At 39.9% G+C, this 23,766-nt stretch carries 23 protein-coding genes; 17 read left to right on the plus strand and 6 right to left on the minus strand.

What is annotated here, in order from left to right; genetic code table 11:
* The first annotated feature begins 520 nt into the window (after nucleotides 1-520).
* The 3 genes from ABH902_RS13850 (at nucleotide 521) to ABH902_RS13860 (ending at nucleotide 3,550) form a co-directional block, all read left to right on the plus strand.
* Nucleotides 521-1,144: a hypothetical protein gene (locus ABH902_RS13850; RefSeq protein ID WP_404591670.1), complete on the plus strand. Its 624-nt coding sequence runs from the start codon at nucleotides 521-523 to the stop codon at nucleotides 1,142-1,144.
* Between the two features lie 210 nt (nucleotides 1,145-1,354).
* Nucleotides 1,355-2,011 (plus strand): hypothetical protein, encoded by a 657-nt coding sequence (locus ABH902_RS13855; protein WP_404591672.1) that lies wholly within the window; start codon nucleotides 1,355-1,357, stop codon nucleotides 2,009-2,011.
* Nucleotides 2,012-2,026: 15 nt separating this feature from the next.
* On the plus strand, nucleotides 2,027-3,550 hold the full coding sequence (locus tag ABH902_RS13860) for a C47 family peptidase (protein ID WP_404591674.1): 1,524 nt from the start codon (nucleotides 2,027-2,029) through the stop codon (nucleotides 3,548-3,550).
* A gap of 57 nt (nucleotides 3,551-3,607) precedes the next feature.
* Here the strand turns inward: ABH902_RS13860 and ABH902_RS13865 are convergent, their stop codons facing one another.
* The 4 genes from ABH902_RS13865 to ABH902_RS13880 form a co-directional block, all read right to left on the minus strand.
* Nucleotides 3,608-5,038 carry a 6-phospho-beta-glucosidase gene (locus ABH902_RS13865; RefSeq protein WP_404591676.1) on the minus strand — a complete coding sequence of 477 codons (1,431 nt, stop codon included), beginning with the start codon at nucleotides 5,036-5,038 and terminating at the stop codon, nucleotides 3,608-3,610.
* Between the two features lie 105 nt (nucleotides 5,039-5,143).
* Nucleotides 5,144-6,475, minus strand: coding sequence for a PTS sugar transporter subunit IIC (locus ABH902_RS13870; RefSeq protein WP_404591678.1), 1,332 nt, complete (start codon nucleotides 6,473-6,475; stop codon nucleotides 5,144-5,146).
* Nucleotides 6,476-6,700: 225 nt separating this feature from the next.
* Nucleotides 6,701-7,459, minus strand: coding sequence for a MurR/RpiR family transcriptional regulator (locus ABH902_RS13875; RefSeq protein WP_404591680.1), 759 nt, complete (start codon nucleotides 7,457-7,459; stop codon nucleotides 6,701-6,703).
* 94 nt (nucleotides 7,460-7,553) lie between these two features.
* Nucleotides 7,554-9,050 carry an amino acid permease gene (locus ABH902_RS13880; protein WP_404591683.1) on the minus strand — a complete coding sequence of 499 codons (1,497 nt, stop codon included), beginning with the start codon at nucleotides 9,048-9,050 and terminating at the stop codon, nucleotides 7,554-7,556.
* Nucleotides 9,051-9,149: 99 nt separating this feature from the next.
* Here ABH902_RS13880 and ABH902_RS13885 point away from each other — a divergent pair, with 99 nt between their 5' ends.
* The 13 genes from ABH902_RS13885 to ABH902_RS13945 all read left to right on the plus strand — a co-directional run bounded on the left by ABH902_RS13885 (nucleotide 9,150) and on the right by ABH902_RS13945 (nucleotide 20,248).
* Nucleotides 9,150-9,575 carry a GAF domain-containing protein gene (locus ABH902_RS13885; protein ID WP_404591685.1) on the plus strand — a complete coding sequence of 142 codons (426 nt, stop codon included), beginning with the start codon at nucleotides 9,150-9,152 and terminating at the stop codon, nucleotides 9,573-9,575.
* Nucleotides 9,576-9,584: 9 nt separating this feature from the next.
* Nucleotides 9,585-10,604, plus strand: coding sequence for a sensor histidine kinase (locus ABH902_RS13890; RefSeq protein ID WP_404591687.1), 1,020 nt, complete (start codon nucleotides 9,585-9,587; stop codon nucleotides 10,602-10,604).
* Nucleotides 10,601-11,248, plus strand: a complete 648-nt coding sequence (locus ABH902_RS13895) for a response regulator (protein ID WP_404591689.1) — start codon at nucleotides 10,601-10,603, stop codon at nucleotides 11,246-11,248. The genes ABH902_RS13890 and ABH902_RS13895 overlap by 4 nt, the downstream gene beginning before the upstream one ends.
* A gap of 10 nt (nucleotides 11,249-11,258) precedes the next feature.
* Nucleotides 11,259-11,993, plus strand: coding sequence for a sirohydrochlorin chelatase (locus ABH902_RS13900; protein WP_404591691.1), 735 nt, complete (start codon nucleotides 11,259-11,261; stop codon nucleotides 11,991-11,993).
* A complete protein-coding gene (locus ABH902_RS13905) occupies nucleotides 11,981-12,424 on the plus strand; it encodes a bifunctional precorrin-2 dehydrogenase/sirohydrochlorin ferrochelatase (protein ID WP_404591693.1) in 444 nt (147 codons plus the stop codon). The genes ABH902_RS13900 and ABH902_RS13905 overlap by 13 nt, the downstream gene beginning before the upstream one ends.
* Nucleotides 12,425-12,657: 233 nt before the next feature.
* Nucleotides 12,658-15,060 (plus strand): nitrite reductase large subunit NirB, encoded by a 2,403-nt coding sequence (nirB, locus tag ABH902_RS13910; RefSeq protein WP_404591695.1) that lies wholly within the window; start codon nucleotides 12,658-12,660, stop codon nucleotides 15,058-15,060.
* Between the two features lies 1 nt (nucleotide 15,061).
* The gene (gene nirD, locus ABH902_RS13915) at nucleotides 15,062-15,367 is read left to right on the plus strand and encodes a nitrite reductase small subunit NirD (RefSeq protein WP_404591697.1); all 306 of its coding nucleotides are present in this window, start codon (nucleotides 15,062-15,064) and stop codon (nucleotides 15,365-15,367) included.
* A gap of 2 nt (nucleotides 15,368-15,369) precedes the next feature.
* Complete coding sequence (gene cobA, locus ABH902_RS13920; RefSeq protein WP_404591699.1) at nucleotides 15,370-16,353, plus strand: uroporphyrinogen-III C-methyltransferase; 984 nt, start codon at nucleotides 15,370-15,372, stop codon at nucleotides 16,351-16,353.
* 317 nt (nucleotides 16,354-16,670) lie between these two features.
* Complete coding sequence (locus tag ABH902_RS13925; protein WP_404591701.1) at nucleotides 16,671-17,456, plus strand: formate/nitrite transporter family protein; 786 nt, start codon at nucleotides 16,671-16,673, stop codon at nucleotides 17,454-17,456.
* 46 nt (nucleotides 17,457-17,502) lie between these two features.
* Complete coding sequence (gene hemC / locus ABH902_RS13930) at nucleotides 17,503-18,405, plus strand: hydroxymethylbilane synthase (RefSeq protein WP_404591703.1); 903 nt, start codon at nucleotides 17,503-17,505, stop codon at nucleotides 18,403-18,405.
* Between the two features lies 1 nt (nucleotide 18,406).
* The gene (locus ABH902_RS13935; RefSeq protein WP_404591705.1) at nucleotides 18,407-19,084 is read left to right on the plus strand and encodes a uroporphyrinogen-III synthase; all 678 of its coding nucleotides are present in this window, start codon (nucleotides 18,407-18,409) and stop codon (nucleotides 19,082-19,084) included.
* Between the two features lie 116 nt (nucleotides 19,085-19,200).
* On the plus strand, nucleotides 19,201-19,737 hold the full coding sequence (locus tag ABH902_RS13940) for a dihydrofolate reductase family protein (protein WP_404591707.1): 537 nt from the start codon (nucleotides 19,201-19,203) through the stop codon (nucleotides 19,735-19,737).
* A 193-nt stretch (nucleotides 19,738-19,930) separates the two neighbouring features.
* Nucleotides 19,931-20,248, plus strand: a complete 318-nt coding sequence (locus ABH902_RS13945) for a hypothetical protein (protein ID WP_404591709.1) — start codon at nucleotides 19,931-19,933, stop codon at nucleotides 20,246-20,248.
* Between the two features lie 231 nt (nucleotides 20,249-20,479).
* Here the strand turns inward: ABH902_RS13945 and ABH902_RS13950 are convergent, their stop codons facing one another.
* On the minus strand, nucleotides 20,480-21,136 hold the full coding sequence (locus ABH902_RS13950; RefSeq protein ID WP_404591711.1) for a Crp/Fnr family transcriptional regulator: 657 nt from the start codon (nucleotides 21,134-21,136) through the stop codon (nucleotides 20,480-20,482).
* 92 nt (nucleotides 21,137-21,228) lie between these two features.
* Here ABH902_RS13950 and hcp point away from each other — a divergent pair, with 92 nt between their 5' ends.
* Nucleotides 21,229-22,806, plus strand: coding sequence for a hydroxylamine reductase (hcp, locus tag ABH902_RS13955; RefSeq protein ID WP_404591713.1), 1,578 nt, complete (start codon nucleotides 21,229-21,231; stop codon nucleotides 22,804-22,806).
* Nucleotides 22,807-22,867: 61 nt separating this feature from the next.
* On the opposite strand, the gene ABH902_RS13960 is transcribed toward hcp, so the two are convergent.
* On the minus strand, nucleotides 22,868-23,632 hold the full coding sequence (locus ABH902_RS13960; protein WP_404591715.1) for a DeoR/GlpR family DNA-binding transcription regulator: 765 nt from the start codon (nucleotides 23,630-23,632) through the stop codon (nucleotides 22,868-22,870).
* Nucleotides 23,633-23,766 lie beyond the last annotated feature (134 nt).

Consider the following 23,766-nt stretch of genomic DNA (forward strand, 5'->3'; position numbering starts at 1 on the left):
TTCTGTATTGCAATGTTGGCTCCATACTCTTATATATATATAAGCCGGGATCTCCCAATTTTAGTGGCAGTAATTTTGCTGGTATTAGCCTGTATTTATCGAATAATAAAAAGATTCTATAGATAAATACAAATATAACGTTTTTTGATACTATAAGATTTATTAATCATGTTATAACCCTATCTTTTATGCTTTTATTTTAGACGTGTTTCTTTTAGATAGTTTTTATTGGTTTTGAAGGCTGAATCTGTATAAGCTGATTTTGTTTTTTTGATGTAGGAACAGTAATATTGCTGGAATATAACGATCCGTTCAAAAAAATGTTTATCATGCAGCCAATATCACTTTCAATAATTATGTGTTTTTTCCTGCTTCTTAAATAATAATGAAACAAGTCTAAAAGATTTATATATTATGCTAATTAGCATAATTACCACATTATAATTTACTTTTGGTTTAATATATGTTACTTTAGTATCGGTAAAGCGCTTACTTTATTAAGAATATGGAGGTTCATTATATGACTAAAAAATCAAAAATAGCATGTCTTATTGCTGGAATATTTTTAACATTGATCCCCTTTGCAACTTCGGGTAGTTATGTTTATGCTAACGAGACTTATAACCAAAGTTTAAATGAAACAAAAAAAGTTGTGGATAAACAATTAAAAAAAATGGAACATATGACTCTTGAAGAGAAAGAAGCTGAAGTTAATCGATTATTAAAACAATACGAAGGAATGACTGTAACTTTATATACTTCAGGTAATCCAATGCTTAGAAATGCTAAACCTTCTACGGAACTTAAAGTAATTAATGGAGGAATCAATTACTTTGCATACAATCAAGCAGGAATAAATAAACTAGCTAATCTTTTTGGGCAACTTTCGTTCGCTGAAGGAACTTCAGGAGGTGCAGCAGGTATAGCTGCTGTTATTGCAGGTGCTTTAGGGGTTGCTACAGCAGCAACGGCAGGATTAGCAGCTATAATAGCTGCTATGGGGGCGTATGCTTTCCAACGATTTGCAGTTGCTAACAAAGTAATGCGCGAACATGAAAAAGCAGGACATTCCAAAGCAGGTGCAAGAATTACCCTTACCGAGGTTCTTGATATTACTAAAATGGGAATTAATGCTTATGGATAAAAAAATCCAAGGGATATTATTTTTAATTGTAATAACTATTCTTATTACCTTTCTATTCCTTGTGACGCATAAGGAAAGTGGTTATGCATCATTATTCTTTTATATTTTTGCATCAGTCATAAGCTACTTCGTTGGTAAAAATAACAATAAGTAATATCTAATAACTAAAGGGTTTTATAGATTAATAAAAAGATAAAAGGAGTTTCTTTTATGAAAAAATTAACTGTTTTCATATCAGTCTTATTATTGTTAGTTACAACGTTTATCTTAAGTGGAGTAAACGTTGATGCTGCCATGGAGCCACCAGAAATAGAGACAATAACAATTCAGGAATTTACTGAACCGTATAAAAAAAGGTTTACCATGCAATCAATACCTGAATCTACTATTGAAGTATTAAATTTTGTTGAAAAATCAACTAATAGACAAACAAATCAATTACTAAAATATGTTTATCCAACTTATAGTGATACACAATTAAAATCTGTTAATGCAACTTTAGAACAAACTAATAAATATTTACTCAACCAAAATTACAAAACAAAAATTATAAAAGGCGTTTTAGATATTGCTCAATTGAAAGAAGAACTTTCTAAGGGTCGTCCTGTCATCGCCTACTTAACAGCAAATGGTGATTATTGGATTGAGCAAGAGACAGCTGTAATTATTTTTGGTTATCAAAAAATAAAGTTCCCAAATCAACCAGAATGGATTTCTTATACTTATAAAAGTATTAATCATGGTAAAGGAGCTATATATAATGGAGCGGAAAATGAAATTTTTCTATTACTGAACGAAGGTATAATAGATCCTTCCGCAAACGTGACATTTAAATGGGTCTCTACCCTGTATGGATTTAGTAAGTAAGAAGGAGTGGAATATATGAAACGAATAAGAAGTTTTGGATTAGGTGTTTTTATAGCTGTTGTCTTTATGATAACCGTAGTTACAACAGAAGTAGATGCGGCTCCTTTATACGTAAAGTCCACTGATGTTCCAACTGAAACAACTACTTTAGCTAAACAATATTGGCAAGAATATCTGAACAGAATGATGGTTATAGAGAGTGGAAACAGCTCTGACTATTACTTGGGTCATCCTTTCACAATTAGTTATCCTGAAAATACTACATTTAACTATCCAATTATTGGTGCCGAAAACAAACAAATTGCCTACTTGCTGCAAATTGATTCCTCTGATAGCCAAAATCCCGATAGTTTTATTTTGTCAAAGGCTTTGGCAAAGAAACTTGAAGAATTAAGTGTAACAATTCCAGTTGACAGTAATGAAGCAATTACACTATTTGGTCTCAAACAAAATATTTTTTATGAGTATCAAGGGCAACAACATCCATTGTTAACAATTAACAATACCGATATTCCAACTATCACTTCTGATTTGCAAACAATTATTGATATAACTGAACCAACTGCTCAACCTCGGTTACGAAAGGCAAGAGCTTTAGTAGAATTTGAAACGAATATATTGCCTTGGACAGTTTATGAAACCCAAAATGACCAACCATGGTGCCAGGATTTTACTATGGCTTCTGTTATTAACCATCAAGCTGGAAAACAAGTAACATCTGCTAGTGATGTTATTCATAAGTCGTATCCTAAAGCAACTGAATCACAACTTATGGATATAAACTGGATTTCTAAACAAAATCTCTATGATATTATTAACTATGTAAATAAAGCATACAACTATTCAATTAAATTAGAGAATAACACACTTCCATTCTCAATGGTAAAAAAAGAGATTGAAAATAATGCTCCTGTTATTACTGATTTAAAATCAAGTACTACTTATGGTCATTCTATTGTTCTTATGGGTTATACTGCACCAAAAAATGGAAATGTGACGTCATATCCTCCTTATTATTTTTATTGGAATCCTTGGTGGGAAGATACTTTTATTGTTTCAAGTAATTCGGAATATATGACATTAGGACAGTCGAAATACGAATGGTATCGATCATTATATAATTTTAGAAGAGGAAAATATCAAGATAAAATAGGGACAGTTGTTACTTTACAATCGTTTGCATCTCACTACCAAACGGGAGAAAGTATTCCTACAAATTTAAGAAATAAAGAATACAGCATTAAAGATGTGAAAGAAGTGAAGCAGTCTAAATCAAAATTAGCTTATTATCTTGAGGGACTAAATAAATGGGTATTAGAGCAAGATGTAAAATCCTATGCAACTCCTTTATTAAATAAAAACGTGTTATTATTATCCAAAGCTTCACATGCTCAAACGGGTGAATTTCTTGATCCTTCTTTAAGGAATAAAAGATATTCGGCAATACAAGTTAAACCTGTAAGACAATCTAAATCAAAATTAGCTTATTATTTAAATGGATTAAACAAATGGATTTTAGAACAAGATCTTACCCAATAACCAAAAACGAGCAGAAAAATGACTTTCTGCTCGTTTTTGGTTATTTCTCTAAAAGTTTTACAACACTTCGCCATTACTTTTAATCACCTGCTGATACCAGTCAAACGACTTCTTCTTAGAGCGTGCCAGCGTTCCGTGACCCTCATTATCTTTATCTACATAAATAAAGCCGTAGCGTTTTTTCATTTCACCGGTGCCGGCGGAAACTAGATCAATAAAGCCCCATGGCGTATAGCCGATTAAGGGAATGCCGTCGTATGCAACGGCTTCTTTCATCATTTCAATATGTGCTTTTAGGTAATCGATTCGATATTGGTCATTAATCGTGCCATCCGGTTCGATTTCATCTACCGCCCCAAAGCCGTTTTCAACAATAAACAAAGGCAGCTCGTAGCGTTCGTTAAACCAGTTCATGGCATAACGCAAACCTAAGGGATCGATCTGCCAGCCCCATTCGGATGCTTGAACATGGGGATTACGGACTAAATCCTTTGATTCATCATAATCGAAGGCAGGACCTTTGCTGTGGTCTTTAATAGCGAATGACATATAGTAGCTGAAGCCAATATAGTCCACACAACCATGCGTAAGATCGGCGATATCCTCATCGGTTATGTCCAAGTGAAAGTTTTTGCGGGAAAAATAGCTTTCAATGTAGCTTGGATAATGACCGCGCACATGAACATCTGTAAACCAGTAGCGTTTTTGCATCGCACTGACAGCCATCATCATGTCCTTCGGATCGCAGGAATAGGGATAAATCGGACACATGGCGATCATACAGCCAATTTGAAATGCCGGGTTAATCTCGTGACCGATTTTTACCGCCTGGGCACTGGCAACTAGCTCGTAATGTGCTGCCTGATACATGATTTCTTCACGATTTTCACCTGCTTGATACTTAATACCAGAATTGGTAAAAGGCGCGAAGTCTTCTGTAAAATTGGCCTGATTATTGATTTCATTAAAGGTCATCCAGTATTTGACTTTTCCTTTGTAGCGTTCGAAGCATACCCGAGCGAATTTGACAAAAAAGTCAATCATTTTTCGGTTACGCCAGCCGCCGTATTCAGTGACTAAATGATAGGGCATTTCAAAATGAGACAAGGTAATTACAGGTTCAATTCCATTTTTTAAGCATTCATCAAACAAATCATCGTAAAATTGTAGACCCGCTTCATTCGGCTCAGCTTCATCGCCTTTGGGGAAAATACGTGTCCAGGCGATTGAGGTACGAAAGCAATTCAAGCCAAGCTCCGCGAATAATTGAACGTCTTCTTTGTAATGATGATAAAAATCAATCGCTTCATGATTGGGGTAATTTTCCCCAGCCAATACGCCGTCTGTGATTCTGCGAGGCACACCATGAGCGCCTGCTGTCATCACGTCTGCTACGCTTACGCCTTTGCCGCCTTGATCCCAGCCGCCCTCCAGCTGATGGGCTGCGACAGCGCCGCCCCATAAAAAGTTTTCTCTTAAAATCGACATATGATCTACTCCTTGCAGTATTCGCTTTTTTAGAAAAGAAGTGCCCAGCTAGTCGTTTCAGCTAATTTGACTGCTGGGCAAAAACATTGTTGCTTGGTTGAAACGTTATGCTTGAACCTCGATTTCTTCAAGTGTTTCTTCAGTAATTGGTTGATTCGTTTCTTGAGCGTAATTGATTGCATCCATTTTTCTAGCAAATGGTAAGTAAACAAAGAAGCCAACGGTTAATACAACGAGCTGCAGTAATGCTGCCTGCCAGCCGCCGACTAATAAGCCGGAAATAATTGGCGGTGTTGTCCAAGGTACTTGTACTGCCGTAAATAATGGAACTAAGCCAGTATATAGCGCAAAATAGGTAATAACAGAAGAGATTACCGGTGTTAAAATAAATGGAAGTGCCATAATTGGATTCATCACGATTGGTGTGGCAAAGGTAATCGGTTCGTTAATATTAAAAACTGCAGGTCCGATTGACAGACGACCTAATTGTTTGAATTGAGCAGAACGGGCAAAGAAAACCATGTAAACAACTAACCCGATCGTCATTCCAGCCCCAGTTACGGTCAAGAATTGATCCAAGAATTGTTGCGTAACGATATGGCCGCCGTTAGCAACAGTTAACGCTTTGCCGGAATTTAAAATCTCTGTGTTTTCCAACGAATTTGCCTGTAAAATCGGCCCCATGATACCGCCGACAATGGTTGAACCATGAACACCGAAAAACCAGAAGAGTGGTACTAAGAAACCTAATACCAGCGCGCCACCCAGTGAATCGGTCACGCCTTGAAGCGGTGACTGCAGCACATCATAAATGAAGTCAAAGAACGTCGTTTTAAAGACTTTGTCAAAGAAAATATAAACAAGCATAGCACCAGTAATTAAAGCCCCAGCGGGAATTAATGCAGTAAATGAGTTTGCCACATTTTCCGGTACAGCTTCCGGCAATTTAATGCGAATATCGTGACGTAGGAACCAGCTGTACACCCAGCCAACGATTAAACCAACGATAATTGCGGTGATCATGCCTTTACCGGCAGTCCAGTCTTTATTAATGATATTACCGATCGTTACGCCGCTTTCTGTGTCTGTAATTTCAGCAGCCATAAATAAAATAAAGACAACTAATGAAATCATTCCGGCAGGCAATCCCTCAAAGCCCTCTGATTTTACATAAGAATAAGCGATGCCGATTACAGCGAAAATAGACATAATGGCAAAAGAAGCACCATAAGCCTGATTAAAATAAACAACCAAACCGCTCTCTGTGATCCAATTGGCTACAGATTCAATCGGTAAATTTGCCAGTAATAAGAAAATCGAACCAACAATTGTAAAGGGCATGGTATAAAGCATCCCATTTCTTAACGCGGTAATTGCTTTGGTATTGACAAATTTTAGTACGGGCGGCAGAACTTTCTCATTGATCCATTCATTCATGCTAACTCTCTCCTTTGTCATTATAGTAAACGAAATAAGTGCATATAATCGTAGTCAAAAACGGCCGTTAAATATTTTTTTGAATACGTTTACATTTTTACTATAATAGAATTAGTATAAAATTAAAATAGATAAGCTATGTGAAAAAACATGTACCACAGAAAAAAACAAAGGATACAAAAAAAGGCCGCCAATCTGTAAAGAGCGGCAGCAACCTTAATTTAATTAATCGATAGAGCTGTGGTTCATACGTTTATTTGCTTGATGAGCTAACAATTCAATGAGTGCAATAATCGGCACTTGGGTGGTTGTATTAATATAAGGATCTCCGTATATGGACTGTTCATGAGGCATGTAATAAGAGATATTATAATCGGCCAAACGTGCAATGGTCGAATGCTCATTATTCGTAATACTCAAAATTTTTGCACCGGAGCGCTTAAAATCTGTCGCTTGTTTGATCATTTCAGCTGTTTCACCTGAGACAGAAAGAATAATAGCTAACGTATTTTCAAACCCTCTTTGAGGAATCGGAGTGAAGGGATCGCCGATACTATAAGCATTAATGCCCATATTAGCAAAATAACGGCTGCCGTAGCTCCCTAAAATCCCGCTGGTGCCAATGCCGGAAAATACCACATGATGAGCGGCAATGATCATTTCGATCGCCGGCTCCAGTGTTTCATGATACGTTTCCTGATTAATCCGCTTTAAAAAAGAATCAACATGCACCGCTGCATCATAATATTGCTCAAAAGAAGGCTGTTTTTGCGTTAATTCCTTTTTTACTGCGTACTTTAATTCCGAAAAACCATCGAAGCCCAGCTTAGAACAAAAGCGTAAAATCGTTGACGTTGAAACATGACAATCGGCTGATAATTGCCGAATGGTCAGTCCCGGTACGCTGGCTAAATGCTCCAAAATATAATGGTAAACAATCATTTCCAGCTCATTTAATGATTGAACCTTCTTTGAATCAAACAAAAAAGCTCCCTCCTTTTCAAACAGAAAATTCCTTATTTCTATTCTACATGAAGAGAGCCGATTTCGCCTTCTTTTTACTTATTAATTCCGCTTGTTATTGTGACTGCTTGGCTCTTTTGTAAAAATTTTGGTAAAGCAGCAGTGCAATCAGCGTGAATAAGAGCGGTCCGCTTAACAGCGTGAGACTTTGTAAAATATCACCCTGCGTTAAAGGCTGATATACCTGAAAGCCAATGGCCAAAGCGATACTTAAGACCACGCTGCGGCTGATGAAAGTACTGCTAATTCTGGAATGAATGAGTGCTGCCGCTGGATTCGCTGCAAGCTGCTGCTTTTTAAAGGCTGGATAAGCTAAGGCAACCAGTAAATAAGGAATCGCGCGGGAAACATTCGTCATCAATGTCAGCTGATTATACAAAAAGACAACATATTGACTGCCGCCGCTGATGCCGATAATAAACAGGCTGATTAAGCCACCTTGAAAAAGCAGCGCATAAATCGGCATGTCGTGACCATTCTTTTTACGCATAAGCGGATGCCAATAATGCTTAGGTGTTCCTTCAACTAAGGTGCGCAAAGGCAAATAAAAAATCGTTGATAACAAGCTGATATAAGATAACGCCAAGGTTAACGCTGTTAAACGCGTGAACAGCTGTGCGATCAACAGACTATTTGTTTCAGATAAAGCCAACGAATGACCTATTTCATAGCCTAGATTTTCCATTAAATCATACATTAAATTTCCTAGATGAATGCTGCTGTTTGCCTTAATATGAGCCAAATTCATTCCGCCGCTCCACAGAAGAATCCCTAAAAAATAACAGCCGACAACTAGAATACTGCTGATAATCAATAATTTAGGAAATTTTTTCTTCTGTTTGCCGGTTTTGTCCACAAGACTGGCAATCGTATCCAAGCCGCCAAAAGCAGTAATGGCGAAAATCAAAAAGGACAATTGGCTCAAAAGCCCCTGCTGATCGTCGGCTGCTGATTGCCCCCCGCTCATACTAATCAGCAAATTAGGTAAAATCTCGCTTTGATTTTTTAGCCAAAGCCACAAATTTCCACCCAGACTAACAAGGATCAGCAAGGTCATGGTAATTCCACTTAAATATAACACTGAAGCAATCCCTTTAAAGCCTTTGCTGACAAAATAAAGAGTAAGCCCTACTGCAGCAATTGATAAAAGTCCGATGAGCAAAGAAGTTGATATATGTGGAATCGGACTGCTCTTTTTCGTTAAGTCTTCCCCAAATAATAAAACGGAAAAAGGAATCCAAAGCTTCATGAATAAGCTGATCATCCAAATAAAATAACTGCAATACCATAAAAAAGCAGCAATAAAAGCGACCTTTTCAGAAAGATGCCCGGCCAGCCATTGATACAGGCCGCCAATATGATTTTTATATACACCAGTAAATTCTGATATAATAATGGCGTAAGGGACAAAATAAAATAGCGCCGCTCCGATAAAATAAGGAAAAGCTTTAATCCCCATCAGAAAAAAAGCAGTTGTCATACTCGAAAAAGAGAAAACAGTCATTGTAATAATAATAATTAATCGTTTAGAATTAAAAGTAGTAGTTTCCATTATAAATCCTTCTGTAATAATAGTTGTTGGGTTAAGGATAAGAGAAGCTGCTGCAGAAAACAAGCTTTTTATGAAAAAGTAGGGAATAGGAGTAGTCCAATGACCAAGATCCAACAAAAAATCAATCAGATAAAAAAAGAGCTGGAGGTCGATTTTACCGCACTGGCTCTTTCAGAAATAAACCCGACAACTCATGTACGGGACATTCGCTGGCAATATGTTGCCGGCAATACGAATCAGCATTATACTCGGATTCGACTACAGGTCGGTAAAGGCATTGGCGGGATCGTTTGGCGAACCGGTCGCGGCTATCAAGCGACAAATTTGCAAAAGCAGCCGGAAAAGCTCGTTGAGCTGCCGATCACGCGAATGGAAAAGCTGGAAACGGTGATTGCTTATCCTGTTTGGCAAGCAGAAGAGGTTAAGGGTGTTTTGCTATTAGGCTATCGTAGCATCACAGAAGTGCCGGAATCTTTTTTAACAGCGGCAAAGGAAAAAGCTGAGGAATTGGCAGAATATTTATAGGTGAAAAAAATGAAGAAAAATCTATGGGAAAATCTTTTTAAAGAAACAAAGGATGCCTTGTTTTTGATTGAGGCAGGCCAATGTATTCAACAAAACAGCGCAGCTGAACGGCTGCGGGAGCGCACACATTTTTCATTAACAAAAGTGCTTGAAGTTGCTAAAGGCAAAGGCTGTGTACTGCACCCGACCAAAGACGAGTGTCAGGATTGCGAGGTGAAAACTCATTGGGATCAAGCCTCGTTTCCCCTTGTTTTGGAAACGAAGTCAGAGAGTTTTGAGCATTTTTATGGTAGCTATACAGAGCTGGGACAACAAACAGCTTTATTGAGTATTCGTTGTGTAGCAGAGCAGGATCGGCTACAGCAGGTAATTCAAAATAAACGCTTGATTGAATATGTTAATCAGGCGCATGAAAACGAACGACGGGCACTATCACAAGAGCTGCATGATGGTCTGGCCCAGAGTATCTATAGCTTGATGCTGGAAACCAGACAGTTGAAAGGGGTTGGACAATCACCAGAATTAACCAGTAAACTGGCAAAAATTGATGAAGATTTCGTTGCCTTGTTAAGTGAGGTCAAGCAATTAGCGGTAGATTTACGACCGGCTGCGTTAGACGACTTAGGTTTGATACCAGCGATTGAAGCGCTCATTCATCGCTTAACGGAAACGACCGGTATCGATATCCATTTTATTCCCATGCTTAAGACAAAACGTTTTTCAGAAAGCATTGAAACGGTGACCTATCGTGTGGTGCAGGAAAGTATGATGAATAGTGTGAAGTATGCCGGAGTTGATGAGCTCTGGGTCACATTAAGTGAGCAACGGGGGCATCTTGTACTGAATGTCAGAGATCATGGCAAAGGCTTTGACGTGAAAATGCTTGATCAAAACAGTCGCGGTCTGGGCTTACTGCATATGCAGGAGCGAGCGGAATCTGTTGGCGGACATTTGGACATTCAATCAAAACCGTTGGAAGGCACGAAGATTTCACTGCACTTGCCGGTTCAATTGGAGGGGAAAGCATGAATCTAATTATTGCTGACGATCATGCGGTTGTCAGAAGCGGGTTGCGGTTACTTTTGGAAGGTCAGGCGGATTTGACGGTGGTGGGTGATGCTGCTGATGGAACGGAGGCTTTTTTGCTCCTTGAAAAATTTCCGGTTGATGTTGTATTGATGGATATGCGGATGCCGCCGGGGGAAAATGGACTGCAGACAACCCGCCGCATAAGTGAACATTTTCCAGAGGTAAAAACGATTATTTTAAGTATGCACGAAGAAGAAGAGTATGTACGGACAGCGCTGGAGTATGGCGCGCGCGGCTATATTCTAAAAAGCTCACAGGATATTGTTCTATTGGAAGCCATTCATAAAGTGATGGATGGCGAGCTTGTGATTGATCCTTTGTTCGGTGATTACGATCAAAGCTATTGGAGCAAATCAGGCGAACCGCTAGAAAAGGATGAAAAGTACGAGCGTCTTTCAAAACGTGAGCGAGAAGTTCTGCCGTTGGTTGCTTTAGGCTACAGTAATAAAGAAATTGCGGAACGACTATTCATTTCAGTGAAAACGGTTGAAGTTCACAAATCACATATTATGAAAAAAATGACCTTTGATTCTTTTAGCGAGCTTTTACAATACAGTATGAAACATCAATTAATCGACTTATGAGGTGAGAAAGATGACAGGAATTTTATTTGTTTTTCATGGCAGCCAAAAGCAAGAAAAAAATACCGCAGCGCTGTCTTTCGTTAAGCAGTTGCAGAAGCAGTTAGCCGCTAAAGCTGACAGCAGAGTCGCTTTTTTAGAAAAACATCCGGCGACCATCGAAAAAATGGCGCAGGATTTGATTGATGCAGGAAGCAACAAACTAATTGTGGTGCCGGTTTTATTGTTTGCCGGTCGTCATGCGCTAACGGACATTCCAGAAGCCTTAAATAACGTTCAAAAAGCTAATCCTGAGATCAGCGTGGTACAAACTAAAACCTTTGGTGCAATGAAAGGCTGTCGAGAGATTTTACAAGAACGTTTCCAGACAGCTGCACAAAAACTTCCACAAAAAGAAATCGAAGGGATTTTAATAGCACATGGCACTAAACGTTCACTTGAACCGCAGCGTGAGCTAGAAGAAATAGCGGCGGAGATTGCCGAAAATGTAGGCTTTCCTATTCGTGCCTTAAGCTTAAAAGGAGACGTTAATTACATTGCAAGCCTAAAACAGCAGCCGTTGGCAGGAACGGGAATTGTCGTTCCGTTTTTCTTATTCGAAGGGCATTTAATTACACTGATGCAGCAGCAGCTTGCCGAGCTTTTACCGAATCATGACTACGTGTTTACTAAAACATTAGAATTTGACTCGCGGATTTTAGCCGATCTGGCAGAATTGATTGATGAGGCGCTTGTATGTACCCAATAATGCTACAGCTGACAGGAAAGAAAATAGTGGTGATCGGCGGTGGTAAAATTGCTTTGCGAAAAACGGTAGAGCTGGTCAAAGCGCAAGGGCAGGTGACCGTAATTGCGCCCGTTTTTTTGTCAGAGTTTAAACAGCTGTCTAGCGTGACGTTAATCGAAGCAAATTACGCATCAGAACAGCTGGTGGATGCCCAACTGATTTTTGCCTGCACCGATCATCCGGCGATTAACCGACAAATCGTCAAAGACGCAAAAGCAGATCAATGGGTAAATGATTGTAGTGAAAAAGAGCATAGTGATTTTTACAACATGGCGACAATCACTGCTCAGGATTACTTGATCGCCATTTCCACCTACGGCAAAAATCCGACAGCTGCCAAAGCACTAAAAACAAAGCTAAACGAGCTGTTAAAAGCTTCAAGCGCTAAATGAATTGAATAGTAATTCGTTCGCAGAAGTCGTCAAGGCTTCTGTTTTTTTTATGGGAAAGACTGAAAAAGTCAATAACCCAATGATCAACAACTGTGCATTAATGTACAAAAAGTAAAAGGAACAGGTTATTAGGTAATTCCCTAATAGTCAGCCGCAATTATTATTGCTATTCTAAAAACAGCTAGTTATCGAAAAGATTGCTCAAAATATCACAAAAGGAGACAATAGCTAAAATGAAAGAGAAACTTGTTCTAATCGGAAATGGTATGGCCGGTGTCCGCACGATTGAAGAAATTTTGGATCGCGATGCCGAGCGCTACCAAATCACCATTATTGGAGAAGAAAATTATCCAAACTATAATCGCATTATGCTTTCAAACGTTTTGCAAAAGAAAATGACGGTTTCTGAAATCATTACAAATCCACTGGAATGGTATACAGAAAATCAGATCGAGCTGATTAACCATGATCCAGCTGTAAAAATGGATACAGTAGCTAAAACAATTATTACTCAATCAGGGAAAGAGGTTTCTTATGATAAGTGCATTTTAGCTACAGGTTCCAGAGCCTTTATTTTACCGGTGGCAGGTGCCGAGCTTCCGGGGGTCGTTGGGTTTAGAACAATTGACGATACGGAAAAAATGCTGGCGGCTGCTCAAAAATACCAGAAAGCAGTGGTGATTGGCGGCGGGTTGCTTGGCTTGGAAGCGGCGAAGGGACTATTGGATCAAGGCATGGATGTGACGGTGGTCCATTTGGAAAAATGGCTGATGGAAACGCAGCTGGACGAAAAAGCCGGCAAAATGCTGCAGGCTGATTTAGAAAAGCAAGGGTTAAAATTCTTAATGGAAAAAATGACGCAAAAGATTCTTGGGGAAGATCGTGTGACAGGCTTAGCTTTTAGCGATGGCACCTCGATTGAAACGGATATCGTCGTTATGTCCATTGGGATTCGTTCGGAAACCACACTGGCTCGTTCAACGGATATTCGAGTGAATCGTGGGATTGTAGTAGATGATTTTATGAGAACTAGTGTTGAAGATGTTTACGCAGTTGGCGAATGTGCGGAGCATAATGGCAATGTTTATGGTTTGGTGGCGCCCTTATTTGAACAAGGAAAGGTGTTAGCGGATGTCCTAACAGACAAAGAAGCAAAAGCCTATCAGGGAAGTACAACCTTTACCTCATTGAAGGTATCAGGCTGTGATTTATATTCAGCTGGAAATATTCGTGAAACAGAAGGCGTCAATAGTATCGAAGCCTTTGATGGCGTAAATTATACGTACAAGAAAATTTTTGTTAAAGACAATCAGGTCGTTGGCGTTGTGCTTTACGGTGATACAAGTGAAGGCAATCGCTATTATAATATTTTGAAGAAAAATGAAAGCATTGAAGACTATACACCGGTTTCGCTTTTACATATGGTTGGTGAAGAAGCCAGCGCAGATGTTAGTGAATGGCCGGACGACGAAGTGATTTGTGGCTGTAATGGCATTGATAAAGGCACTATTATGACGGCGATTAAGGAAAAAGAGTTGACCTCTGTAGCTGAGGTGACGAAGCATACTAAAGCTGGTGGCTCCTGTGGAAAATGTAAATCAGTCATTGGCGATGTGCTGGCGTATGCTTTAGGCGGCGAAGTAGTTGCCGGACCGACAGGTATTTGCGGCTGTACCGATTTAACCAGAGATCAAATTGTTACCCAAATTTATGCGAAAAAGCTTACTTCCTCGGAAGAGGTCTATCGTGAATTGAATTTCACTAATCCGGAGGGCTGTCCGAAATGTCGCCCTGCCATTAATTTTTATCTAAACGTTGCCTGGCCAAAAGAGCATGCGGATGAAAAGGAATCTCGTTTTGTGAATGAACGTTTATATGCCAACATTCAAAATGATGGTACGTTTTCAGTGATTCCAAGAATGCGCGGCGGGAAAACCAATCCGCAGCAGTTATTATTAATTGCGAAGGTAGCTGAAAAGTACGATGTACCAATGGTTAAGGTCACCGGTAGTCAGCGGATCGGCTTATATGGAGTGAAAAAAGAAGACTTGCCGAAGATTTGGGAAGAACTGGATATGAAATCAGCAGGCGCTTATGCTAAGGCTGTGCGATCTGTGAAAACCTGCGTGGGTGCGAACTTCTGTCGTTTTGGTACGCAAGATTCAATGGGCTTGGGTATCAAGCTAGAGCAGCGCTATGAATTTATTGATACACCACATAAATTTAAAATGGGCGTTTCTGCCTGTCCAAGAAGCTGTGTCGAAAGTGGTGTTAAAGATTTTGGCGTGATCGGCGTTGAAAATGGCTTCCAGATTTATATTGGCGGTAATGGCGGAACAGAGGTTAAAGAAGCACAACTATTGACGACTGCGGAAACGGAACAGGAAGTCATTGATATTTGTGGTGCAATGCTGCAATATTATCGTGAAACAGGAATTTATGCAGAACGGACAGCGCCATGGCTTGAACGAATGGGCTTTGATGCCGTTAAAGAAATTCTGTTGGATCCGGCAAAACGTCAAGAGTTGCTTGCTGCACTGGATGAAGCAGTCCGAGATCGTCGCGGCAATCCGTGGAATGAAGTAATCGAAGACGACCAAGCACGTCAAGAACTATATACAGTAGGGAGAGTCTAGCATGGAAAAGATTTTTGTAGCTCGTTTAGGAGAATTAGCGCCTAGAATTGGAAAAGAAGTGATTGTTGGCGAACAAAAAATTGCCCTCTTTCGTTTAAATGATGACCGTGTCAAAGCAATTGAGAATGTTTGTCCCCATAAGCAGGGGCCTTTAGCGGAAGGAACGGTGTCCGGCGAGTATGTTTTTTGTCCGTTGCACGATTATAAAATCAGCTTGAATGACGGTCAAGTGCAGGAGCCAGACGAAGGCTGTGTCCGGGCCTATGAAACGGTTGTTGAAGTTGATGCTGTTTATGTCATGGTGTAATTATGGGAAAGGTCTATTTTGTAGGCGCTGGTTCTGGTGATCCAGAGCTGTTAACCTTGAAGGGAAAAAGAGTGCTGGAATCAGCTGACGTCATTATTTATGATCGGCTGGTTCAGCCGGTCTTATTATATTTGGCTAAAGAAACTGCACGTTTTATCTACAGTGGGAAATATCCTAAAAACCATGTCGTAAAGCAAAAGAACATTAATCAGCTCTTACTGGAAGAAGGTCGTCAAGCGCAAATCGTGGTTCGGTTAAAGGGCGGCGATCCGGGGATTTTCGGTCGTGTCGGTGAAGAAATTGCTGCACTTCGAGCTGCTGAAATCAAGTATGAAATTGTACCGGGGGTTACGGCGGCTTCAGCTGCCAGTAGCTATAGTGGAATTCCATTAACACACCGCGAGCATAGTAGCAAAGTAACGTTGGCAACTGCACATCGCCAGGCCGGTGAAGTGCTTGATTTTAAAGGCTTAACTGATAATGGCACTATGTGTTTATATATGGGGGTTGAAAAAGCTGACAGTACCCGCCAAAAGCTTCTGGAGCAGGGCGTTCCGCCGCAATTGCCGGCAGCTATCGTGGAGTGGGGCAGCTTAGGACGTCAACGAACATTGACGACAACTCTGCAGGAGCTAATAAAAACAATTGATCAAAATCAGGTACAAAATCCATCGCTGATTATTCTGGGCGAAGTGATCGCCAGCCGTAAAGGTCCGGACTGGTTTGAAGAGTTACCTTTGTTTGGGCATAAAATTCTTTTGATTGATACGAAAAAAATTGAGTTCGAAACCATTCTTTCCTATACCCAGCAAGGTGCAGACACATATGCCATCCAAGTAGGCGCAGACCGTGACCGCAGATACGACGAAGTACATCAGCACTATTTAGCCGATCATTCTTTTGATGAAATTATCTATTTGGATCAAGAATTAACAACGATACATGAAAAACAATGGGCTATATTAAAGAAAGAATTCATAAGGTAGTATTTTATAGAAATTAGTGATTATTTTCACTATGTTGGATAGGACAAGTTTTTGCTGAGAATCATAGTGGAAGAAATGAGTTGGTGATAAACGGTAGAAGACTTGCTGAGAATCACAACGAAAGAAGTGAGTTGATGATGAACAGTACAAGACTTTCGTAGAAAGTGTTGATCATTATTATTATCCAGCTGCACAAATCAATCCTTAGGAAAATAGATAAATTGCCAGTGAGACAAGAAGCGTCTCAATGTCAATTTCCTAATTTTCTACAGGATTAAGCGATTTGTTCCGCTTTTATTAAAAGGAGATGTTTGTTTATGGGGTCTTTACAGCCACCGGAAATTGTTGATGTTACGATTGAAAAAGGGATTCAAAAAGCGCGGGCTAGTATATTGACATTAGCAGTGTTGGGCTTTTTGGCGGGTGTTTTTATTGCGATTGCCGGAATTGCGATGATTCGAGCCATGGGAACGATGCCGAAAGAATGGGGCACGCTGGTAAATGTGATCGGCGCAGCGGTGTTTCCATTTGGGCTAATTTGTCTGCTGTTGGCTGGCGGAGAATTAGTTACAGGAAATATGATGGTCGTTTCCATGGCACTGTTTGCGAAGAAAATTAATGGAAAAGAATGGCTGCGAAATATTGTTATTGTGACTATTTTTAATTTATTAGGGTCATTATTTGTTGCTTATTTTTTCGGTTATTTAAGCGGCGCGCTGCAGGGAGATTTTGCTGAGCGGGCGATTCAGGTTTCTTTGGGGCGAACGAAGGATACGTTTTTGCAAGGCTTTCTTTCAGGAATTGCCTGTAACTTTTTAGTGAGTACGGCCGTTTATTTAAGCTTTGCGGCGAAGGATTTTATCGGGAAAATCGTCGGGATCTTTTTGCCGATTATGGGCTTTGTGATTTGCGGCTTTCAGCACGTGGTAGCGAATATGTTTTTGATTCCGATGGGAATTTTTCTAGGAGGAAATACCTGGGCTGCCTTTTGGCAAAACATGTTGAGCGTCTATTTAGGGAATATTATTGGCGGCGGCTTTTTCGTTGCCGGACTGTACTTTTTAGCTTACAAGGTTGGTACAGGGCAGTTGTCAAAAAAATAAAAACTAGTACAATTGAAGATAAGAAAACACAAAGGAAGTTAGTTTAATGAAAACCGTTCGTGTCGGTACCAGAAATAGTCCGTTAGCTATGAAACAAACGCAAATCGTATTGGATCTGCTCAAAAAGATTCATGGGGATTTTCCTGTTGAAATTGTCCCGATGACGACGAAAGGAGATCAATTACTTTCGGTTAGTTTATCGAAAATTGGCGGTAAAGGCTTGTTTATCAACGAAGTGGAACAAGCCTTATTACAGGGGAAAATTGATTTTGCGGTTCATAGCTTGAAAGATATGCCGGCGCAGATAGCAACGGGCTTAGCTTTAGCTGCGATTCCTGAACGGAGCGATCCGGCTGATTGCTTGATTTTTAGAGAAGCGACTGCGTTGGAGGAATTGCCGCAAAATGCCAGAATTGGTACAAGTAGCCTGCGCCGTGAGTTTCAAATGAAAAAATTGCGCCATGATTTACAGGTAGAATCGATTCGCGGCAATGTGGGTACACGTTTGCAGCGTATGGAGGAAAATGGGCTGGATGGGATTGTTTTGGCGGTGGCCGGCTTGAAGCGTCTCAACTGGTTTGAAGAGCCTACTTATCCGTATTTGATTTTAACGAGTGAGCAGTGTATTCCGGCGGTAGGACAAGGGGCATTAGCGGTGGAATGTCGCAGTGATGATCTTGAAATGATGAGGTTTCTGCAAACCATTGATCATGCTGAAACAAGAGAACTGGTATTAGAGGAACGTGCATTTCTTGCAGTTTTGAATGGCAATTGTGATATTCCTATTGGTGCCTATGCTACGAAAACAGTAGCGGGCTATCGTTTTTCCGGCTTTTTAGGCGATAAGAGTCAGCAGCAATCCTTTAGCGAAACGGTGACCGTTAAAAATCTAGCTGGCACAGGTTTAGCTGTAGCTCAACGCTTATTGGCTGCGATGGAGCAGGAATAGCATGAAAACTATTTTACTAACCAGACTTGAAGAGGATAATCAGGCGGAGCGAGTGTATTTTAGTAATCAGGGCTATCAGGTTTTGGAAATTCCGTTGATTTTTTTGGAAAAACGGGAGTGGACATCTACGCTGGAAACTTTGCTGAAAGAGAGTGAATGGGTCTTTTTAACAAGTCAGCATGCGGCAGACTTTTTATTGCAGGCAACTTCTAGAGAAATATTAGATTCAAAAAAGTTTGCGGTTATCGGTACGAAAACTGGCGAGGTTCTTCTTCAGAGCGGGTACCAAGTGAGTTTTCAGTCACCCTTTCCTGCTAAGCAGCACATGTTCGATGCTTGGGCTGCACATTATCCGGCACCCGCAGCGATTTTTTATCCAAAAAGCAATCTTGCTGATATTAAGGGAGAAAATGCATTGAAAAGAGCCGGTTACCGACTTGCTGCTCCCATTTTGTATGAAAATGTTTTTTCAAAAGAAAGCCAACAGCAGCTTGCACATTGTTTAAAAACGACCACTTTAGCCGCTGTTTATGTAGCGAGTCCGTCATTGTGGCGGCGATTTTTGACTGTTTTTAATCGCAGCGGTTTAAAGCAAATGCCTAAACTTTATTGTCTAGGTCAAACGACTGCTGATGCAATCGCTGAATCAGGCTACACTGTCTGTATAAAAAGGCTCTAAAAGCAAGATAACTCTTTGCTTTTAGGCTTTTTTTGTGGAATCAAATCGATTGACGAAACCAGAAAAACAGGTAGAATAAAGAGTTCAGAGAATGGTACATGAGGGGAGTTTCTTTTATGAGCAGAGAGGTTATTTTATATATTGCAGCTAGCTTGGACGGTTATATTGCTGAAGCGGACGGCAGTATTGATTTCTTGGGCGGCGGTGCTGAGGTGGTTGAAGCAGAAACCAGCTATCAAGAACTAATGAAAAAAATCGATACAGTAGTTATGGGACGAACAACCTATGATCAAGTAGTTAATGAATTGTCTCCTGAGCATTATCCGTATGAAGAACAACATTCGTATATTATTACAAGTCATCCCGAAAAGAATCATGACAAAATAACGTTTACTGACCAAGCACCCACAGCGTTGATTGAACAGTTGCGGACAGAAAACGGCAAGGCTATTTGGATTGTGGGCGGCAGTAGTATTATTACACCACTAGTGGAAGCGAATTTGATTGATACGTATATTATCACCACTATTCCTGTTATTTTAGGCAAAGGAATTCCTTTGTTTAGAACATTTGACGGAGCTGTAAGAGTAAAGGCTGAGCAGGTTGTGTTGAAAAATGGGATGATCTATTCGACCTATTCCCGTTGTGAGTAATCACTTAAATAGTTGCGGAATTGGCTGAAGTCTAAGGATGCCTAGGTTCATCGCTCAGAATGATTATTTTTAAAAAAATTTTTTTCGAAAATTAACAAAAAATGCTATAATTATAGGAGAGTTCTATTCTAGAAACAACAGAAGTATAATTTTTATTTAGGACAGTTAAAAAGAAAAAATAGGAGGGTTACTTTTGAGAAAAGGATACAATACAAAAGGGTCAGGTGGTAATTGGGGCGCCACATTGCTTGTTTTTTTGTTAATAGGATTGGTGATAACGTATTGGCCTTTTATCATACTTGCATTAGTAATCATAATTGGGGTATGGCTTTACACGTATTTACCAAAAAGAAAAATTCAAAAACAACATGAAAAGGAAGAAGCGGAACTTGTTGAACGTGAAAGACAACTTAAGCTTGAACGCAGAAGAATTCAGTTAGAGGAACAAGAAATGAAGCTAGGTGTTCAACGAACTGAAACGCTGGATAAAGATAATTGGGACGATTTTTAATAAATGAAGCACCTGAACACACCAAATGCCAGCTGAAGTTTTGAAAGTGATAAGCAGGTGATTATTAAAAACTATGCTGTACTATTACTCGCATAAGGCTGTTTTATAAAACTATTAATTCGATCAGAAGACCGCCACAGACAAGATAGTCAATTTGTCTGTGGCGGTCTTCTGATCGTTTGGCTGATATAAGAGCGCTTTTTGAGTTTCAAAGCTGTTAATCTCTGTCATTTAATAAAAAAGCTGGAATTGATTTTTTTTGAAGGTAAGTAAACCTTCTTTTTGTAATTTGCCTAATTCTTTAGAAAGTGCGCTGCGGTCAACGGCTAAAAAGTCAGCCAGCTCTTGACGATTATAGGGAATAACGAAGCTGGCGCTGTTTTTTTGTTTGGCCATGGTTGATAGATAAGCCAAAACCTTTTCGCGAATCGTTCGTTTGGTGATAAAAGACATTCGTTGAACCAGCTTACTATTTTTTTCAGCGATAATTTGCAGGATATTCTTGATAAGCTGGGCGTTAGAACGAGTATCGTGTGCCAAAAGAATTTTCTGATAATCGATTAGTAAAATTTGAGTCACTTCAGCAGCGATTACAGAAACAGGTAGCTGTGTGGGATTGCCGCAAACATAGGACTCTGCAAATAAATCCTTTTCTCCGACTTTTGAAATAATCGTCGTATTGCCAAAAATATCCTCCTGTTGAATGATCACTTCTCCTGATAACACCAAGTTTAACGTATGAACGCTTGCTCCTTCAACCAGTATACTCTCGCCTTTTTGATAAGCTTTTGTTGTTATTGTGAGGCTTTCCAATAAGTGTACAAGTTCTGTCTGAGGAATCTGCATAAATAAAGGTACATCTTTAAGCATTGAACTGATTTTTTCCATAATAATCCTCTTTTTCCGTGGTAAAAACAACCGCTTTCTTTTTTTTAGTATAGTATACTTCCTGTATGAAATGCAATGAGCGAGAAGAAGGGATGATTGATGTGGAAAAGATGTTCTGTTTTCAATGCGAGCAAACAGCTAAAAATGAAGCCTGTATGGTTTCAGGCGTTTGTGGAAAGACACCTGAAGTGGCTTTAGAACAAGATATTTTAACGTGTGAGATGATTGCTTTGGCGACCGCTGCCAAACGGCAAAATGTGCAGGATGAAAAATTGGTTGACTTGTTGGTGGATGGATTGTTTACAACGGTCACCAATGTCAGCTTTGATGCGCAACGAGAAGCGCAGTTGACTCAGCAGATCAAAGCTGCGCGTTTGGCGCTTTCTGGTGAAGATATTGTCTTGCCGACCGATTTGTTTCACGGCGAGGCGGATAGTAGATCATTGCGCTCAACCTTGCTTTTTGGACTGCGGGGAATGGCGGCTTATGCACACCATGCAAGGGTTTTAGGCTATCGGGATGAACAGGTGGATGCTTGGTTTATTAAAGGGCTGGCGTTAGCCGGTCAAGCGCATAGTGTTGCGGACTGGTTGGCTATTTTAATGGAATTTGGCGAAATTAATTTAGCCTGTATGGCTTTATTGGACGAAGCTAATACCGCTAGTTATGGCGATCCAGTTCCGGTGGAGGTTGCCTTTGCCATTGAACCCGGTCCGTTTATTGTGATTTCCGGTCATGATTTACATGATTTAAGTATGCTGCTGGAGCAAGTCAAAGGTACCAATGTAGCGGTGTACACGCACAGTGAAATGCTGCCGGCGCATGGCTATCCCAAATTGAAGGCTTATCCGAATTTGAAAGGCAACTTTGGAACTGCTTGGCAAAATCAGCAAAGTGAATTTAAAGACTTGCCGGCTCCGGTTTTATTTACGACCAATTGCCTGATGCCGCCGAGAAAGAGCTACGCGGATCGTGTGTACACAACTTCAATAGTGGCTTATCCCGAATTGCAGCATATTGAAGCAGATCAAAACGGTCATAAGGATTTTTCAGCGATTATCGCTCAAGCCATTGAATTAGGCGGTTATACTGAAACAAAACAAATGACGGGAATTAATCACGGAACTAAAACAACCACAGGCTTTGGTCGGCAAACTGTTTTAGAAAATGCGCCGGCGATTATTGAGGCTGTCCAGACTGGTGCAATTAAGCATTTCTTTTTGGTCGGCGGCTGTGATGGAGCGAAGTCCGGCCGGAATTATTATACAGAATTCGTACAGCAAACGCCGGAGGATTCGGTTATTTTAACCTTGGCCTGCGGGAAATACCGCTTTAATGATCTTGAATTAGGAACAATTAATGGCTTACCGCGATTACTTGATATGGGCCAGTGCAACGATGCCTATGGTGCTATCCGAGTAGCCTTAGCCTTGGCGGAAGCCTTTGATTGCGGCGTAAACGAGCTACCTTTAACATTGGTTTTGTCTTGGTTTGAACAAAAGGCTGTTTGCATATTATTGACGTTGTTGTCATTGGGCATTAAAAATATTTATATTGGTCCAAGCGTGCCGGCCTTTTTCTCAGAAGCTGTTGTTGAGGTATTGGTGGATATGTTTGATCTACATGTTATTACTAGCGTGGAAGCAGATTTACAAGCTATTTTACAGTAAAAGAAGGGAAAGAGACGTTATTCACTAGCTTTGTGTAGTGAGTAGCGTCTCTTTTTTTCATTTAAATAATCGTTACGTCATTTTTGTAATGCTTTTTCATTTCATCCAAGAGCTGATCATCTGTAATCAAGCTTTCCAATTGGTTTAATTGAGCAAAAGTAGCAATCGATTTTTTCTCGAATTTGGTGCTGTCGATTAAAGCGACCGTTTGAGGAGCAATCTCCACCATGCGTTTTTTCAGTTCGACTTCGTATAAGTTAAAATCAGACAAGCCTTCAGAAGCAGAAATCGCATAAGCGGATGTAAATAAGGTATCAATATTTAATTTTTTTAGAATTTCAATCCCTAAAATGCCTTCTACTGCGTTGGACGAGCCTTTCACGACCCCTCCTATTAGAATCACCGTCAAGTTATAATTTTCCTTTAGTAAAGAAGCTGTGCGGATGCCATTGGTTAAAATGGTTAATTTCAAATCAGATTTATCAATAAGCTTGGCTAATTCGTAACAGGTAGAGCTGGCATCTAAAATGATGCATTCGCCGGAATGAATAAGCGGTAAAGCTTTTTTAGCGATTTCCATTTTTTTGTCTATATTTTTTTGTTTACGAATATCGTAATTTTTATCTAATTTCAGGGTTTCGTCTTCTTTGCTTCTGATCGCTCCACCGTGTGTCCGGATTAACAGATTATTTTTACTTAAATAGTTCAAATCTGAGCGGATCGTCGCGCGGGAAACGCCTAAAATTTCTGTCAAGCCGTTAACAGATACAGACTCTTGCTCCTGGAGTAGGGTCAAAATCTTTTCTCTTCGTTGGTCTGTATACAATGCTGGTTCCTCCTATATCCTTTTGTTAGCTATAGTATACAGTATTGCGGTTTGTATGACAAATTTATTGGCTTTTATTTTCGTTTGTTGTTGATTTTTTGTTTGATATAAAAGTAAAAGAAGAACGAATATTT

Origin of the sequence: Enterococcus sp. UD-01 (genome assembly GCF_044909655.1) — a bacterium.
Classification (GTDB): Bacteria; Bacillota; Bacilli; order Lactobacillales; family Enterococcaceae; genus Enterococcus_L.

Excerpts from the sequence above, each read along its gene's own strand:
- ABH902_RS13850 (WP_404591670.1), top strand. The coding sequence starts at position 521 with ATGACTAAAAAATCAAAAATAGCATGTCTTATTGCTGGAATATTTTTA.
- ABH902_RS13855 (WP_404591672.1), top strand. The coding sequence starts at position 1,355 with ATGAAAAAATTAACTGTTTTCATATCAGTCTTATTATTGTTAGTTACA.
- ABH902_RS13860 (WP_404591674.1), top strand. The coding sequence starts at position 2,027 with ATGAAACGAATAAGAAGTTTTGGATTAGGTGTTTTTATAGCTGTTGTC.
- ABH902_RS13865 (WP_404591676.1), bottom strand. The coding sequence starts at position 5,038 with ATGTCGATTTTAAGAGAAAACTTTTTATGGGGCGGCGCTGTCGCAGCC.
- ABH902_RS13870 (WP_404591678.1), bottom strand. The coding sequence starts at position 6,475 with ATGAATGAATGGATCAATGAGAAAGTTCTGCCGCCCGTACTAAAATTT.
- ABH902_RS13880 (WP_404591683.1), bottom strand. The coding sequence starts at position 9,050 with ATGGAAACTACTACTTTTAATTCTAAACGATTAATTATTATTATTACA.
- ABH902_RS13885 (WP_404591685.1), top strand. The coding sequence starts at position 9,150 with ATGACCAAGATCCAACAAAAAATCAATCAGATAAAAAAAGAGCTGGAG.
- ABH902_RS13890 (WP_404591687.1), top strand. The coding sequence starts at position 9,585 with ATGAAGAAAAATCTATGGGAAAATCTTTTTAAAGAAACAAAGGATGCC.
- ABH902_RS13895 (WP_404591689.1), top strand. The coding sequence starts at position 10,601 with ATGAATCTAATTATTGCTGACGATCATGCGGTTGTCAGAAGCGGGTTG.
- ABH902_RS13900 (WP_404591691.1), top strand. The coding sequence starts at position 11,259 with ATGACAGGAATTTTATTTGTTTTTCATGGCAGCCAAAAGCAAGAAAAA.
- ABH902_RS13905 (WP_404591693.1), top strand. The coding sequence starts at position 11,981 with ATGTACCCAATAATGCTACAGCTGACAGGAAAGAAAATAGTGGTGATC.
- nirB (WP_404591695.1), top strand. The coding sequence starts at position 12,658 with ATGAAAGAGAAACTTGTTCTAATCGGAAATGGTATGGCCGGTGTCCGC.
- nirD (WP_404591697.1), top strand. The coding sequence starts at position 15,062 with ATGGAAAAGATTTTTGTAGCTCGTTTAGGAGAATTAGCGCCTAGAATT.
- cobA (WP_404591699.1), top strand. The coding sequence starts at position 15,370 with ATGGGAAAGGTCTATTTTGTAGGCGCTGGTTCTGGTGATCCAGAGCTG.
- ABH902_RS13925 (WP_404591701.1), top strand. The coding sequence starts at position 16,671 with ATGGGGTCTTTACAGCCACCGGAAATTGTTGATGTTACGATTGAAAAA.
- hemC (WP_404591703.1), top strand. The coding sequence starts at position 17,503 with ATGAAAACCGTTCGTGTCGGTACCAGAAATAGTCCGTTAGCTATGAAA.
- ABH902_RS13935 (WP_404591705.1), top strand. The coding sequence starts at position 18,407 with ATGAAAACTATTTTACTAACCAGACTTGAAGAGGATAATCAGGCGGAG.
- ABH902_RS13940 (WP_404591707.1), top strand. The coding sequence starts at position 19,201 with ATGAGCAGAGAGGTTATTTTATATATTGCAGCTAGCTTGGACGGTTAT.
- ABH902_RS13950 (WP_404591711.1), bottom strand. The coding sequence starts at position 21,136 with ATGGAAAAAATCAGTTCAATGCTTAAAGATGTACCTTTATTTATGCAG.
- hcp (WP_404591713.1), top strand. The coding sequence starts at position 21,229 with ATGATTGATGTGGAAAAGATGTTCTGTTTTCAATGCGAGCAAACAGCT.